Origin of the sequence: Streptomyces sp. MK37H (genome assembly GCF_018035285.1) — a bacterium.
Lineage (GTDB): Bacteria > Actinomycetota > Actinomycetes > Streptomycetales > Streptomycetaceae > Streptomyces > Streptomyces endocoffeicus.
In genome coordinates, this window is record NZ_JAAAYH010000010.1 from 11,134 (window position 1) to 28,633 (window position 17,500).

Consider the following 17,500-nt stretch of genomic DNA (forward strand, 5'->3'; position numbering starts at 1 on the left):
GTTTGTGACGAGAAGCATGGGTGAGACTCCAATGGCGGATCAGGACAAGATCCTCGACTACCTCAAGCGGGTAACTGCCGATCTGCACCAGACGCGGCAGCGTCTTCGCGAGGTCGAGTCGCAGGAGCCTGAGCCGATCGCGATCGTCGGAATGAGCTGCCGGTTCCCCGGAGGCGTCACGTCTCCGGAGGAGCTGTGGGAGCTCGTCGCCGCGGGCGGCGACGCCATCGCGGACTTCCCCACGGACCGTGGCTGGGACGTCGACTCGCTCTTCGCCGACGATCCCGACGAGCAGGGCACCAGCTACACCGACAAGGGCGGGTTCCTCGACGGCGCGGGCGAGTTCGACGCCGGGTTCTTCGGGATCAGCCCGCGCGAGACCCTCGGCATGGACCCGCAGCAGCGGCTGCTGCTGGAGACGTCCTGGGAGGCGTTCGAGCGGGCCGGGATCGACCCGGCCACGCTCCGCGGCAGCAAGGCCGGTGTCTTCGTCGGCACCAACGGCCAGGACTACCCGGAGCTGATGCACACGCTGCCGCAGGGCGTCGAGCAGTACCTGCTCACCGGCAACGCCGCCAGCGTCATCTCCGGCCGGATCTCCTACACCTTCGGCCTGGAGGGCCCGGCGCTCACCGTCGACACCGCGTGCTCGGCGTCGCTGGTGGCGCTGCACCTGGCCATCCAGGCGCTGCGCAACGGCGAGTGCTCACTGGCGCTCACCGGCGGTGTCACGGTGATGAACAGCCCCCGCGCGTTCATCAACTTCAGCCGCCAGCGAGGCCTCGCGCCCGACGGCCGCTGCAAGGCGTTCGCGGACGGCGCGGACGGCACCGGCTGGGGCGAGGGCGCGGGCATGCTGCTCGTCGAGCGGCTGTCGGACGCGCGCCGACACGGCCACAAGGTGCTGGCCATCGTCCGTGGCTCCGCCATCAACCAGGACGGCGCGTCCAACGGCCTGACCGCGCCCAACGGCCCGTCCCAGCAGCGCGTCATCCGCCAGGCGCTCACCGACGCCCGGCTCACCCCGGCCCAGGTGGACGCCGTCGAGGCACACGGCACCGGCACCAGCCTCGGCGACCCCATCGAGGTCCAGGCCCTGCTCGCCACGTACGGGCAGAACCGGGCCGAGGGCCGCCCGCTGTGGCTCGGCTCGATCAAGTCCAACTTCGGGCACACCCAGGCCGCCGCCGGTGTCGCCGGAATCATCAAGATGGTCAAGGCCATCGAGCACGGGGTGCTGCCCAGGACCCTGCACGTCGACGCCCCCTCCCGGGACGTGGACTGGGACGCGGGCGCCGTCTCCCTGCTCACCGAGAACACCCCGTGGCCGGAGACCGGCCAGCCGCGCCGCGCGGGCATCTCCTCCTTCGGTGTGAGCGGTACGAACGCCCACACCGTCATCGAGCAGGCCCCCGCCGAGGACCGCGAGCCGCAAGGCCCCGATGGCGACGCCACGCCGTCGGAGTGGACGGGCATCGGCGGGCAGGTGCCGCTGCTGGTGTCCGCGCAGAGCGCACCGGCGCTGCGCGCCCAGGCCGAGCGGCTCACCGCCCGGGTGCAGGACGACCCGGGCCTCGGCCTGGTCGACCTCGCCCACTCGCTGGCCACCACCCGCGCCGCGCTGGACCACCGGGCCGTGGTCCTCGCGGGCGAGGGCGGCCGCGAGGAACTGCTGCGCGGACTGGCCGAACTCGCCGAGGACGCCCCCGCGGGCGGCGTCGTCCGGGGCGAGGTCGCCGAGGGCAAGGTCGCGTTCCTCTTCACCGGCCAGGGCAGCCAGCGCGCCGGAATGGGCCGTGAGCTGTACGCGGCCGTCCCGGCCTTCGCCCGCGCCCTCGACGAGGTGTGCGCCGAGCTCGACCAGCACCTCCAGCGGCCGCTGCGCGAGGTGATGTTCGGCGACGACAGCGGACCGCTGGACCGTACCGGATACACCCAGCCCGCGCTGTTCGCCCTCGAAGTGGCGCTGTTCCGGCTGCTGGAGACGTGGGGCGTCAAGCCCGACTTCCTCGTCGGCCACTCCATCGGCGAACTGGCCGCCGCGCATGTGGCGGGTGTGCTGTCGCTGGCCGACGCGTGCCGGTTGGTGGCCGCGCGCGGCCGGCTGATGGAGGAACTGCCCGCCGGTGGCGCGATGATCGCGATCCAGGCGTCCGAGGACGAGGTGACACCGCTGCTCACCGAGCGGGTGTCGATCGCCGCCATCAACGGGCCGACGTCGGTGGTCATCGCGGGTGACGAGGACGCGGCGCTGGAGATCGCGGCTGGTTTCGAGGCCCAGGGCCGCAAGACCAAGCGGCTCACCGTGAGCCACGCGTTCCACTCGCCGCGCATGGACGGCATGCTGGACGCCTTCCGCGAGGTGGCGCGGCAGGTGACCTACGCCCCGCCGGTCATCCCCATCATCTCCAACCTCACCGGCGGTTCGGTCTCCGCCGACGAGATCTGCTCGCCCGACTACTGGGTCCGGCACGTCCGCGAGGCGGTCCGCTTCACCGACGGTATCCGCCGGCTCGAGGAGTACGACGTCGCCACGTATGTGGAGCTGGGCCCCGACGGGGTGCTCTCCGCCATGGCGCAGGACTGCGTCACCGGCGACGGCGCCGTGTTCGTGCCCGTACTGCGCGGCGACCGCCCCGAGGCCACCGCCCTGGCCGGCGCCCTCGCCCGCGCCCATGTCCACGGCGTGGCCGTCGACTGGGCCGCGGTCTTCGAGGGCTCCGGCGCCCGCCGCGTAGAACTGCCCACCTACGCCTTCCAGCGCGAGCTGTACTGGCCCGAGCCGCCCGGCCCGTGGACCGGTGACGTCACCGCCGCCGGTCTCGGCTCCGCCGACCATCCGCTGCTCGGCGCCGCCGTGTCGCTCGCCGACGGCGCCGGATTCCTGTTCACCGGACGGCTGTCCCTCCAGACCCACCCCTGGCTGGCCGACCACGCCGTCATGGCCACCGTGCTGCTGCCCGGCACCGCCTTCGTCGAGCTGGCCATCCGCGCCGGTGACCACGTGGGCGCGGACGTCCTGGAGGAGCTCACCCTCGAGGCCCCGCTGGTCCTGCCCCCGCAGGGCGGCGTCCAGCTCCAGGTGTCCGTGGGCGCCCCGGACGAGACCGGCCGCCGCTCGCTGGCCCTGCACTCGCGGCTGGAGGAGGCCCCCGACGGCACCTGGGGCGAGGGCGAGTGGACCCGCCACGCCACCGGTGTGCTCGCCGCCGGGGCCACCACCCCCGACGACAACCTGACCGCATGGCCCCCGGCCGGTGCCACCGAAGTCCCCGTGGACGGCCTCTACGACTGGCTCGCCGGGACCGGATTCGCCTACGGCCCGGTCTTCCAGGGGCTCCAGGGCGCCTGGCAACACGGCGACCACGTGTACGCCGAGGTGCGGCTGCCCGAGAGCGCCCGCGCCGAGGCCGAGCTGTTCGGGCTGCACCCGGCGCTGCTGGACGCGGCCCTGCACGCCGTGGGCATCGGCTCCCTCCTGGAGGACACCGAACACGGCCGCCTCCCCTTCTCCTGGAGCGGTGTCCGGCTGCACGCGGTGGGCGCCGCCACGCTGCGCGTCCGGCTCTCGCCCGCCGGTCAGGACGCGGTGGCCGTGCTGGTGACGGACGAGAGCGGCGCGCCCGTCGCCTCCGTCGACTCGCTGCTGCTGCGCCCCGTCTCGCCCGACCAGGTGCACGCCGCGCGCGGCGCCTTCCACGAGGCGCTGTTCCGCGTCGAGTGGACCCCCGCCCCGGTCCCCGCCAACACCACCGTCGTGGCCGGGCAGTGGGCGGTGCTGGGCGCCGAACACCCCGAGCTCGCGATCGCCCTGCCCACCGCCGCCGGGTACGCCGACCTGGCCGCGCTCGGCGCGGCCGTGGACGCCGGGGCACCGGTGCCGCAGGCCGTCGTCGCGCCGTTCTTCGCGGGTGACACCGGGCTTCCCGTCGAGACCGCCGTGCGCGAGGCCCTGCACCGCGCGCTGGAGCTGGTCCAGAGCTGGCTCGCCGACGCCCGCTTCGAGGGCTCCCGGCTGGTGATCGCCACCCGTGGCGCCGTCGCCACCTCCGCCGACGCCGACACCGAGGACCTGGCCCACGCCCCGCTGTGGGGCCTGCTGCGCTCCGCGCAGTCCGAGAACCCGGACCGCTTCGTCCTGATGGACTTCGACAGCACCGTCGGCACCGACGAGTCCTACCGGGTGCTCTCCGCCGCCCTGGCCACCGGCGAATCGCAGCTCGCCGTCCGCGCCGGGACCGTGGTCGTACCGCGGCTGGCCAAGGTCGCCTCCGCCGCCGAGCAGACCGCCCCCGCCCTCGACCCCGAGGGCACCGCCCTGGTCACCGGCGCCACCGGCACCCTCGGCGGGCTGGTCGCCCGCCATCTGGTGGCCGAGCACGGCATACGCCACCTGCTGCTGCTCAGCAGGCGTGGGGGAGACGCCCACGGCGCCGCCGAACTCGTCGCCGAGCTGCGCGCGTCGGGCGCCGAGGTCACCCTCACCGCCTGCGACGTGGCCGACCGCGACGCGCTCGCCGAGACGCTCGCCGCCATCCCGGCCGAACACCCGCTGACCGCCGTGGTGCACACCGCCGGTGTGCTCGACGACGGTGTCATCGGCTCGCTGACCGCCGAGCGCGTCGACCGCGTGCTGCCGCCCAAGGTGGACGCCGCGTGGAACCTCCACGAGCTCACCCGCGACCTCGACCTGTCCGCGTTCGTGCTGTTCTCCGCCGCCGCCGGCACCCTCGGCGGCCCCGGCCAGGCCAACTACGCGGCCGCCAACGCCTTCCTGGACGCCCTCGCCCACCGGCGCCACGCCCAGGGGCTGCCCGCCACCGCCCTCGCCTGGGGCCTGTGGGCCGAGCGCAGCGGCATGACCGGCGACCTGGACGACACCGACATCCAGCGCATCACCCGCGCCGGAGTGGCCGCCCTCTCCTCCGAGGAGGGCCTCGCCCTCCTGGACACCGCCCTCGCCGTGGGCGACCCCACGCTCGTCCCCATGCACCTGGACCTGGCGCCGCTGCGCCACGCCGATGCCACCATGGTCCCCGCGCTGCTGCGCGGCCTGGTGCGGGCCCCCGGCCGCCGGGTGGTCGAGGCGGGCGGCGGCGCGGCCCCCGGCGGGCTCGCCGACCGGCTCCTCGGACTGTCCGTCCCCGAGCGCGACCGGCTGCTGCTGGAGATCGTCTGCGGTCAGGTGGCCGCCGTCCTCGGCTACGCGGGCCCGGAGGCCGTCGGCTCGGCACGCGCCTTCAAGGAGCTGGGCTTCGACTCGCTCACCGCCGTCGAGCTGCGCAACCGCCTCGGCGCCGTCACGGGCGTACGGCTCCCGGCCACCCTCGTCTTCGACTACCCCACGCCGACCGCGCTCGCCGGCTTCCTGCGCACCGAGATCCTCGGCGACCAGGCCGACGAGGCCGCCGCGGCCCCGGCCGCCACCGTGGCCGTCGCCGACGACGAGCCCATCGCCATCGTCGGCATGAGCTGCCGCTACCCCGGCGGGGTCACCAGCCCCGAGGAGCTGTGGCAGCTGGTCACCGGCTCGGTGGACGCCATCTCCGGCTTCCCGACCGACCGCGGCTGGCAGCTTGAGGGGCTGCTGGGCGAGGACCCCGAGCAGACGGGCACCAGCGCCACCATCGAGGGCGGATTCCTCTACGACGCGGGCGAGTTCGACCCCGACTTCTTCGGCATCAACCCGCGCGAAGCCCTCGCCATGGACCCGCACCAGCGGCTGCTGCTGGAGAGCTCCTGGGAGGCGTTCGAGCGGGCCGGGATCGACCCGGCGACCGTACGCGGCAGCAAGACCGGCGTCTTCGCGGGCGTCATGTACCACGACTACCTCTCCCGGCTGACCGCCCTGCCGGAGGGCCTGGAGGGCTACCTCGGCACCGGTACGGCAGGCAGTGTGGCCTCGGGCCGGGTGGCGTACACCTTCGGTCTGGAGGGCCCGGCGGTCACCATCGACACGGCGTGCTCGTCGTCGCTGGTGGCGCTGCACCTGGCCGCGCAGGCGCTGCGCAACGGCGAGTGCACGATGGCCCTCGCGGGCGGTGTCACCGTCATGTCCACCCCGGACACCTTCATCGACTTCAGCCGCCAGGGCGGGCTTTCGGCCAGCGGCCGCTGCAAGTCCTTCTCGGCCGACGCGGACGGCACCGGCTGGGCCGAGGGCGTCGGCATGCTGCTCGTCGAGCGGCTGTCGGACGCGAAGAAGAACGGCCACAAGGTGCTGGCGGTCGTACGGGGCACGGCGGTCAATCAGGACGGCGCGTCGAACGGTCTGACGGCGCCGAACGGTCCGTCCCAGCAGCGGGTGATCCGTCAGGCGCTGGCGAACGCGGGTCTGTCGGCGTCCGAGGTGGACGCGGTCGAGGCGCACGGCACGGGCACCACGCTGGGCGACCCGATCGAGGCCCAGGCGCTGCTGGCCACGTACGGCAAGGAGAAGACCGAGGACCAGCCGCTGTGGCTGGGCTCCATCAAGTCCAACTTCGGCCACACCCAGGCCGCCGCCGGTGTCGCGGGCATCATCAAGATGGTGCAGGCCATGCACCACGGCGTACTGCCCCGGTCGCTGCACCTCGACGAACCCTCGCCGCATGTGGACTGGGCGGCGGGCGCCGTGTCGCTGCTGAGCGAGGCGCGGGAGTGGCCGGAGACCGGGCGGTCCCGCCGGGCCGGTGTCTCCTCCTTCGGCGTCAGCGGCACCAACGCGCACGTCATCATCGAGCAGGCGCCGGAGACCGAACCGGCCGAGGTCTCCGCGCTTCCGGCGGCTCAGCCGTCCGTGCTGCCGTGGACCGTGTCCGGGAAGAACGCCGACGCGCTGCGGGCGCAGGCCGAGCGGCTGCTCGCCGACCTGGAGCAGCGGCCGGAGGTGTCCCCGACCGACCTGGCGTACTCGCTCGCGACCTCCCGTGCCGCGCTGGACCACCGTGCCGTCGTGGTCGGCGGGGACCGTGCGGCGCTGATCTCGGGCCTGGAGGCACTGGCGCGCGGCGAGTCGGCCGCGGGGCTGGTCCAGGGCTCGGTGGCGGATGGCAAGGTGGCGTTCCTGTTCACCGGCCAGGGCAGCCAGCGGCTCGGCATGGGCCGTGAACTGTACGACGCCTACCCGGCGTTCGCGGAGGCGTTCGACGCGGTCTGCGACGAGCTGGACGGGCATCTGATGCGGCCGCTGAAGACCGTGGTGTTCGGGGATGACGCGGCGGAGCTGGACCGGACCGGGTTCACCCAGCCCGCGCTGTTCGCGGTCGAGGTGGCGCTGTTCCGCCTGGTCGAGGCGTGGGGGCTGCGGCCCGACTTCCTCTCCGGACACTCCATCGGTGAGCTGGCCGCCGCGCATGTGGCCGGTGTGCTCTCGCTGGCCGACGCCGCGAAGCTGGTGGCCGCCCGTGGCCGGTTGATGCAGGCGCTTCCGGCCGGTGGCGCGATGATCGCCGTCCAGGCGTCCGAGGACGAGGTGGCGCCGCTGCTCAACGAGCGGGTGTCGATAGCCGCCCTCAACGGCCCGGCCTCCGTGGTCATCGCGGGCGACGAGGACGCGGCTCTGGAGATCGCTGCCGGTTTCGAGGCGCGGGGCCGTAAGACCAAGCGGCTCACGGTCAGCCACGCGTTCCACTCCCCGCGTATGGACGGGATGCTGGAGGCGTTCCGCGAGGTCGCGGAGGGGCTGTCGTACGAGGCCCCGCGTATCCCGATCGTCTCCAACCTCACCGGCCACGTGGTCTCCGCCGAGGAGATCACGACCCCCGACTTCTGGGTCCGCCACGTCCGCGAGGCGGTCCGCTTCCTGGACGGCATCCGCACGCTCGAGGCCCAGGGCGTCACCACCTACCTCGAACTCGGCCCCGACGGCGTCCTCTCCGCGATGGCGCAGGAGTGCGTGACAGGCGGCGAGGACGCCGCGTTCGCCGCCGCGCTGCGCAAGGACCGCGCCGAGGCCGAGACCATCGCCACCGCCCTCGCCGCCCTGCACGTCCGCGGCGTGACCCCGGACTGGGCCGCGTACTTCGCCGGGACCGGTGCCCATCGTGTCGACCTGCCGACCTACGCCTTCCAGCACCGCCGCTTCTGGCTGACGTCCCCCGCGGGCTTCGTGGGCGACGTCGAGTCGGCGGGTCTGGACCGGGCCGACCACCCGCTGCTGGGCGCGGCCGTGCCGCTGGCGGACTCCGACGGCTTCCTGTTCACGGGTCGGCTCTCCCTCGAAAGCCACCCGTGGCTGGCCGACCACGCCGTCATGGGCACCGTGCTGCTGCCCGGCACCGCCTTCGTGGAGCTGGCCATCCGCGCCGGTGACCAGGTGGGCTGCGACCGGCTGGACGAGCTGACGATCGAGGCGCCGCTGGTGCTGCCCGAGCGCGGCGCGGTCCAGCTGCAGATCGTCGTCGGCGCCCCGCAGCAGGCCGGGCACCGCACGCTGGAGCTGTACTCGCGGGCGCAGGACGCGCCCGCCGAGATGCCGTGGACCCGGCATGCGAGCGGTGTGCTGGTGGCCGGTGGCCCGCGGCCCTCGTTCGACCTGACGGCATGGCCGCCGCAGGGCGCCGAGCCCGCCGAGGTCGAGGGGCTCTACGAGCACCTGGCGCAGGGCGGCTTCGCCTACGGGCCGATGTTCCAGGGGCTGACGGCGGCCTGGCTGCGCGGCGACGAGGTGTTCGCCGAGGTGCGGCTGCCGGAGGACCGCAAGGCCGACGCGGGCGGGTTCGGGCTCCACCCGGCGCTGCTGGACGCCGCGCTGCACAGCACGTTCGCCCGTCCCGATGGCGATGAGCAGGGGCGGCTGCCGTTCTCCTGGAGCGGGGTGTCGCTGCACGCGGTGGGCGCCGACGCGCTCCGGGTCCGGCTGACCCCGGCCGGCGCCGACGGCGTGTCGCTGGAGCTGGCCGACGGCACCGGTGCCCCGGTGGCCTCGGTCGAGCAGCTGGCGCTGCGCCCGGTCTCGGCCGGGCAGCTCGCCGAGGGCCGCTCCGCCGCGTACCACGAGTCGCTGTACCGGCTGGACTGGGCCACCGTGCCGATGTCCACCGAGAGCCCGGCCGCGTTCTGGACGGTGCTCGGCGAGGGCGCGCCCGCCCCGCTGACCTCCGGCGCGGCGATCCACACCGACCTGGACGCGCTGGCCGCGGCCGGGGACGCGCCCCGTCACGTCCTGGCGTACCTCGATCCGCGCGGCGCCACCGGGGACGAGGTGACCGCCGCCGTCCACGCCGCCACCCAGCGGACGCTGGCGCTCGTCCGGGCGTGGCTGGCCGACGACCGGTTCGCCGCGTCCCGGCTGGTGCTCGTCACCCGGGGCGCGGTGGCCACCGCGGGCGACGCCGGGACCCACGACCTGGCGCACGCCCCGGTGTGGGGCCTGGTGCGCTCGGCGCAGTCGGAGAACCCGGACCGGCTGGTGCTGGTGGACCTCGACGGCACCGACGCCTCCTACGAGGCGCTGGGCGCCGCGCTCGCCTCCGGCGAGCCGCAGTTCGTGCTGCGCCGGGGCGCCGTGCACGCCCCCCGGCTGGCGCGCACCGCTGCCACCGGACCCATGGTGCCGCCGCCCGGTGAGCCGGCCTGGCGGCTGGACATCCAGGACAAGGGCACCCTGGAGAACCTCACCCTGCTGCCCAGCCCGGAGGCCGCCGCGCCGCTGGAGGCCGGGCAGGTGCGGGTCGCGGTCCGGGCCGCCGGCGTGAACTTCCGCGATGTGCTCAACGCGCTCGGCATGTACCCCGGTGACGCGGGCCTGATGGGCAGCGAGGGCGCGGGAGTCGTCCTCGAGACCGGCCCCGGCGTCACCGATCTGGCGCCCGGCGACCGGGTGATGGGCATGCTGCCCGGTGGCTTCGGCCCGCTGGTGGCCGTGGACCGCCGCATGATCGTGCCGATGCCCGAGGGCTGGTCGTACGCCCAGGCCGCGTCCGTGCCGATCGTCTTCATGACGGCCTACTACGCGCTGCGCGACCTGGCCGACCTCCGGGGCGGGGAGTCGCTGCTGGTGCACGCCGCCGCCGGTGGTGTCGGCATGGCCGCCGTCCAGCTCGCCCGGCACTGGGGCGTGGACGTCTACGCCACCGCCAGCCAGGGCAAGTGGGGCACGCTGCGCTCGCTGGGGCTGGCCGACGACCGGATCGCCTCCTCCCGCGACCTGGCCTTCGAGGAGAAGTTCCGCGAGGCCAGCGGCGGTCGCGGCGTCGATGTCGTACTGGACTCGCTGGCCCGGGAGTTCGTGGACGCCTCGCTGCGGCTGCTGCCGCGCGGCGGCCGGTTCGTCGAGATGGGCAAGACCGACGTCCGGGCGCCCGAGGAGGTCGCGGCCGCCTACCCCGGCGTCTCCTACCAGGCGTTCGACCTCACCGAGGCGGGCCTGGACCGCATCCAGGAGATGCTGTGCGAGCTGCTGGAGCTGTTCCGGCAGGGCGCGCTGCGGGCGCTGCCGATCACCGCGTGGGACCTGCGGCAGGCCCCGGACGCCTTCCGCTACCTCAGCCAGGCCCGCCACATCGGCAAGGTCGTGCTGACCGTGCCCGCCCCGTGGAACCCGGACGGTACGGTGCTGATCACCGGCGGCACCGGCACCCTGGGCGGCCTGGTCGCCCGGCACGCGGTCACCGAGCGCGGCGTACGCCGTCTGGTGCTCACCAGCCGCCGCGGTGAGCAGGCCGCGGGCGCGGCCGAACTCGCCGCCGAGCTGCGCGAGCTGGGCGCCGAGGTCACCATCGCGGCCTGCGACGCGGCCGACCGGGACGCGCTCGCCGCCGTCCTGGCCGACATCCCCGCCGGGCATCCGCTGACCGCCGTCGTGCACACCGCCGGTGTGCTGGACGACGGGGTGATCGACGCGCTGACGCCGGAGCGGCTGGAGAAGGTGCTGCGCCCCAAGGTGGACGCGGCCGTCAACCTGCACGAGCTGACCCGCGACCAGGACCTGGCCGCGTTCGTGCTGTTCTCCTCGGCGGCCGGGACGTTCGGCGGCCCCGGGCAGGCCAACTACGCGGCGGCCAACTCCTTCCTGGACGCCCTGGCCCGCCACCGCCAGTCCCAGGGCCTCGCCGCCACCTCGCTGGCCTGGGGCCTGTGGGCCGAGGCCAGCGGGATGACCGGTGAGCTGGAGGCCACCGACAAGTCCCGGATGACCCGCTCCGGAGTGCTGGGGCTCTCCTCCGACGAGGGCCTGGCGCTGTTCGACGCCGCCCAGGAGGTGGGCGACGCCTTCCTGGTGCCCATGCAGCTCGACCTGGCGCCGCTCACCGGCGCGCCCATCGAGATGGTGCCGCCGCTGCTGCGCGGTCTGGTGCGCGGCGGTACGACCCGCCGCACCGCCGAGTCGGGCGCGGGCGGGGACGGCTCCTCGCTGGTGGAGCGGCTGGTCCGGCTGGACGCGGCCGAGCGCGAGCAGACCCTGCTGGACCTGGTGCGCGCCCAGGTGGCCGTGGTGCTCGGCCATGACTCGCCCGACGCGGTGGAGGCGAGCCGGGCCTTCAAGGACCTCGGCTTCGACTCGCTGACCGCGGTGGAGTTCCGCAACCGCCTCGGCGGCGCCGCCGGGCTGCGGCTGCCCGCCACGCTGGTCTTCGACTACCCGACGCCGACCGCGCTCGCCGGATATCTGCTGGAGGAGCTGCTCGGCTCCGAGGCGGCGGCCGCCGTCCCCGCGCGGGCGGAGGGCCCGGCGGGGGCCGGGACGGACGAGGACGACCCGATCGCCATCATCGCGATGAGCTGCCGCTTCCCCGGGGATGTGCGCACCCCCGAGGACCTGTGGGAGCTGCTGGCCGAGGGCCGGGACGGCATCGCCCGGCTGCCGGAGGACCGGGGCTGGGACCTCGAGGCGTTCTACGACCCGGACCCCGACCGGCCCGGCACCTCGTACGCCCGCGAGGGCGGCTTCTACTACGACGCCCACCACTTCGACCCGGCCTTCTTCGGCATCAACCCGCGCGAGGCGCTCGCCATGGACCCCCAGCAGCGGCTGCTGCTGGAGACCTCCTGGGAGTCCTTCGAGCGGGCGGGCCTCGACCCGGGGGCGCTGCGCGGCAAGCAGGTCGGCGTGTTCGTCGGCCAGATGCACAACGACTACGTGTCCCGGCTGCACACCGTCCCCGAGGGCGTCGAGGGCTACCTCGGCACCGGCGGCTCCAGCAGCATCGCCTCCGGCCGGGTGGCGTACACCTTCGGCTTCGAGGGCCCGGCCGTCACGGTCGACACGGCGTGCTCGTCGTCGCTGGTGGCGCTGCACCTGGCGGCGCAGGCGCTGCGCAACGGCGAGTGCACGATGGCGCTCGCGGGCGGTGTCACCATCATCACCACCCCCGATGTGTTCACCGAGTTCAGCCGCCAGCGCGGCCTGGCCAGGAACGGCCGCTGCAAGCCGTTCGCCGCGGCCGCCGACGGCACGGCCTGGGGCGAGGGCGTGGGCATGCTGCTGGTGGAGCGGCTGTCGGACGCGAAGCGATACGGCCACAAGGTGCTGGCGGTCGTGCGGGGCACGGCGGTCAACCAGGATGGTGCGTCGAACGGTCTGACGGCGCCGAACGGTCCCTCGCAGCAGCGGGTGATCCGTCAGGCGCTGGCGAACGCGGGTCTTTCGGCGTCCGAGGTGGACGCGGTCGAGGCACACGGTACGGGTACGACGCTGGGCGACCCGATCGAGGCCCAGGCGCTGCTGGCCACGTACGGCAAGGAGAAGTCTTCCGAGCAGCCCTTGTGGCTGGGCTCGATCAAGTCCAACTTCGGTCACACGCAGGCCGCGGCCGGTGTCGCGGGCATCATCAAGATGGTGCAGGCGATGCGGCACGGTGTGCTGCCGAAGTCGCTGCACATCGATGAGCCGTCGCCGCATGTGGACTGGGCGGCGGGTGCGGTGTCGCTGCTGAGCGAGGCGCGGGAGTGGCCGGAGACCGGGCGTCCGCGCCGGGCCGGTATCTCGTCCTTCGGCATGAGCGGCACCAACGCGCACGCCATCATCGAGCAGGTTCCGGAGCCCGAACCGGCGCAGGTTCCGGGGATTCCGGGCGGCGAGCTGTCCGTGCTCCCGTGGGTGCTGTCCGCCAAGACCCCCGAGGCGCTGCGCGCCCAGGGGGCCCGGCTCCGCGCCCATGTGGCCGACCACCCCGAGCTGTCCCTCGTCGACCTCGGCCACTCCCTGGCCACCTCCCGGGTGCCCTTCGAGCACCGGGCGACCCTCGTCGCCCGGGGCCGGGAAGCCTTCCTGGCCGGTCTCGACGCCCTCGCCGAGGGCCGCACCACGACCGGTCTTGTCGAGGGCGCGGTGGCCGAGGGCGGCAAGCTGGCCGTCCTGTTCACCGGCCAGGGCAGCCAGCGGCTCGGCATGGGCCGTGAGCTCTACGACGCCCACCCGGCGTTCGCCGAGGCGCTGGACGAGGTGTGCGACGCGCTGGACCCGCACCTCGAACTGCCGCTGAAGACGGTGCTGTTCGGGGACGACGCGGAGCGGCTGGACCGGACCGGGTTCACCCAGCCCGCGCTGTTCGCGGTCGAGGTGGCGCTGTTCCGCCTGGTCGAGGCATGGGGGGTGCGGCCCGACTTCCTCTCCGGCCACTCCATCGGCGAACTGGCGGCGGCCCATGTGGCCGGTGTGCTTTCGCTCGCCGACGCGGCGAAGCTGGTGGCCGCCCGTGGGCGGTTGATGCAGCGGCTGCCGGCCGGTGGCGCGATGATCGCCGTCCAGGCGTCCGAGGACGAGGTGACCCCGCGGCTCGGCAAGCGCGTGAGCATCGCGGCCGTGAACGGCCCGACCTCGGTGGTGGTCGCGGGCGACGAGGACGCGGCCCTGGAGATCGCGGCGGCCTTCGAGGCGGAGGGCCGCAAGACCAAGCGGCTCACCGTCAGCCACGCGTTCCACTCGCCCCACATGGACGGCATGCTGGACGCCTTCCGCGAGGTGGCACAGGGGTTGTCGTACGAGGCCCCGCGCATCCCGATCGTGTCCAACCTGACCGGTGCCGTGGTCTCCGCCGACAAGATCACGACGGCTGACTTCTGGGTGCGCCACGTCCGCGAGGCCGTCCGCTTCCTGGACGGGGTGCGGACCCTGGAGGCGCAGAACGTCTCCACGTACATCGAACTCGGCCCCGACGGTGTCCTGACCGCCATGGCCCAGGAGTGTGTGACCGACTCCGGGTCCGACGCCGCGTTCGTCTCCGCGCTGCGCAAGGGCCGCCCCGAGGCCGAGACGCTGCTCACGGCGATCGGCGCCGCCCATGTCCGCGGCGCCGCGGTGGACTTCGGTCCGCTGTTCGCCCCGTACGGCCCGCGGCTGGTCGATCTGCCGACGTACGCCTTCCAGCGCCGCTCGTTCTGGCTGGACGCCGGACCGGTCGGCGGCGACGCCACCGCGATCGGCCTGCACGCCGCGGGCCACCCGCTGCTGGGCGCCGCCGTGGAGCTGCCCGACTCGGACGGCATCGCCTTCACCGGACGGCTCTCCCTCCAGACCCAGCCCTGGCTCGCCGACCACGCCGTCATGGGCACGGTGCTGCTGCCCGGCACCGCCTTCGTGGAACTGGCCCTGCGCGCCGGGGACCACGCGGGCTGCGACCGCCTGGACGAACTCACTCTGGAAGCCCCCCTGATCGTCCCCGACCAGGGCGCCATCCAGCTCCGGCTCTCCCTCGCCGCACCCGACGACACCGGTCGCCGCGCGCTCACCCTGCACTCCCGCGCGGAGGGCGCCCCGGCGGACGAGCCGTGGCTGCGCCACGCCACGGGCGCCTTGGCGGCGGGCATGGTGGAGAGTTCGTTCGACCTGACCGCATGGCCGCCCGCCGAGGCGGAGCGCATCGACACTGACGGCCTGTACGAGGGCCTGGCCGAGGCGGGCTTCGCCTACGGCCCGGTCTTCCAGGGCCTGACGGCCGCCTGGCGGCGCGACGACGAGGTGTTCGCCGAGGTACGCCTGCCGGAGGACCGCAAGTCCGACGCGGCCGCGTTCGGATTGCACCCGGCGCTGCTCGACGCCGCGCTCCACGCACTGGGCCTGAGCGCGGCCGAAGAGGGCGGCGGCCAGGGCCGCCTGCCCTTCTCCTGGACCGGAGTGTCCCTGCACGCCGTCGGCGCCGCCGCACTACGAGTGCGGCTCGCGGGAGCGGCCACGGGCACGGTGTCCCTGGAACTCGCCGACGTGACGGGCGCCCCGGTGGCATCGGTCGAGGGCCTGGCCCTCCGCACGATCTCCCCGGATCAACTCGGCGCGCCCCGCCCGGGCAGCCCGTCCGACTCCCTCTTCCGCCTGGACTGGCTCCCGGTCCCGGCCCAGTCCACCGACGTAACCCCCAACCACTGGGCAGCAGTAGGCCCCGACACCCTTGGCCTCCAGACCTACCCGGATCTGGACGCGCTGGCAGAGGCGGTCGCCTCCGGCACGCAGCTCCCGGAATACGTCGTGGCTGACCTGGCAGCAAATCAAGCCCGTCCGGCGATTGAGGACACGCCCGAAGGGCGCCCGGGGTCCTGGGGCTTGCCCCAGGCCTCGGCCGGTGCGGCATCTCCAGCCCGTCCGGCGTTTGAGGACCGGGGTCCAGGGGCGGTGCCCACGGCTGGCGCGGCCTCGCACGGTGGCCCAGGTGCGGCATCTCCAGCCCGTCCGGCGATTGAGGACACGCCCGAAGGGCGCCCGGGGTCCTGGGGCTTGCCCCACGCTTCGGCCGGTGCGGCATCTCCAGCCCGTCCGGCGTTTGAGGGCCGGGGTCCAGGGGCGGAGCCCATGGTTTCGGGAAGGGGCGGGATTGGGGAAAACCCCTCGCCCGCCGAAACGGCGCACCAGGCCACCACCCACACCCTCACCCTCCTCCAGAAGTGGCTGACCGAAGACCGCTTCGCGGACTCCCGCCTGGTCATCCTCACCTCAGGAGCCGTAAGCACCGGCACGGCCGAGCCGACGACCGACCCGGCCCAAGCCGCCATCTGGGGCCTGACCCGTTCCGCCCAGGCGGAAAACCCGGACCGCATCGTCCTCGTGGACACCGACGGCAAGGGCAAGCCACAAGACGCCATGGCCACCGCCCTGGCAACGGGCGAACCCCAAATCGCCCTCCGCGACGGCGCCCCCCGGGCGCCAAGGCTGGCGCGCGCCACCGTGGCGACGGCGACGGAGAACCAAGCGCCCGAGTGGAACCCCGACGGCACGGTCCTGATCACGGGTGCCACCGGCACCCTGGGCACCCTCCTGGCCAAGCACCTGGTCACCGAGCGCGGCGTACGCCACCTCCTCCTGCTCAGCCGCCGCGGCGAAAACGCCCCCGGCGCAGCCGAACTCACCACCGAACTCACCGAGCTGGGCGCCGAAGCCCACTGGGCGGCCTGCGACGCCGCCGATCGAAACGCCCTCGCCGAGGCCCTCGCGTCCATCCCCACCGCCCACCCCCTCACCGCCGTGATCCACACGGCGGGCGTCCTGGACGACGGCGTGATCGGCTCGCTGACCCCCGAGCGCCTGGCCACCGTGGCCCGCCCGAAGGCACACGCGGCGTGGAACCTGCACGAGCTGACCCAGGGCGCGGACCTGTCCGCGTTCATCCTGTTCAGCTCGGCCGCAGGCGTCTTCGGCGGCCCCGGCCAGGGCAACTACGCGGCGGCCAACGCCTTCCTGGACGCCCTGGCCCAGCACCGCCGGGCCAACGGCCTGCCCGCCACCTCCCTCGCCTGGGGCCTGTGGTCGGTGGCCGGAGGCATGGGCGGTGAGCTGGACGAGGCCGAGATCGCCCGCATCCGGCGCGGCGGGGTCGGCGTGCTCACGGCCGAGAGCGGCATGGAGCTGTTCGACGCCGCACAGGGCGCCGCACAGGGCTCGGACGAGGCCCTCCTCGTACCGCTGCCACTGGACATGGCGGCCCTCAGGGCACAGGCAGGGAGCGGCATGCTGCCCGCGCTCTTCCGCGGCCTGGTCCGGGCCCCCGTCCGCCGCGCCGCCGAGTCCGCCGCGGCCGCCGCGGCCGGTGCCGAGGCACTGCGCGAGCGGCTCGCCGGGCTCTCCGAGCCCGAGCGCGAGGAGGTGCTGCTGGAGCTGGTCTGCACCCAGGTGGCGGCCGTCCTCGGCTACCCCGGCCCGGAGACGGTCGACCCGGCCCGCTCGTTCAGCGAGGTCGGCTTCGACTCGCTCACCGCGGTCGAGCTCCGCAACCGTCTCAACGCGACGACCGGAGTCCGCCTCCCGGCGACGCTGGTCTTCGACTACCCGACCCCGGGCGCGCTGGTCGAGTATCTGCGCGGCGAGATCCTGCCGGACGACGCGACGGCGGTCACCTCGCTGCTCGCGGAGCTCGACGGGCTGGAGAAGTCCCTGGCCGGAGCCGCCCCGGACGACGAGGGCCGGAGCAGGGTCACCGCGCGGCTGCAGGCCCTGCTCGCGCAATGGAATGACAACCGAGGACCGGAAGACGGCGCCGGAGTCGCCGAGGAGCTGGAGTCCGCCACGGACGACGACCTCTTCGACTTCATCGGCAAGGAATTCGGGATCTCCTGAAGTGACCGTAGCCGGCGTGAAGTGACAAGGCCTTCC

The 17,500-nt window shown here is 74.2% G+C and carries 1 protein-coding gene; it reads left to right on the forward strand.

From position 1 onward, the window contains the following. Positions 1-4 precede the first annotated feature (4 nt). Positions 5-17,464: an SDR family NAD(P)-dependent oxidoreductase gene (locus GWI24_RS03115; RefSeq protein ID WP_374103264.1), complete on the forward strand. Its 17,460-nt coding sequence runs from the start codon at positions 5-7 to the stop codon at positions 17,462-17,464. Positions 17,465-17,500: the final 36 nt, after the last annotated feature.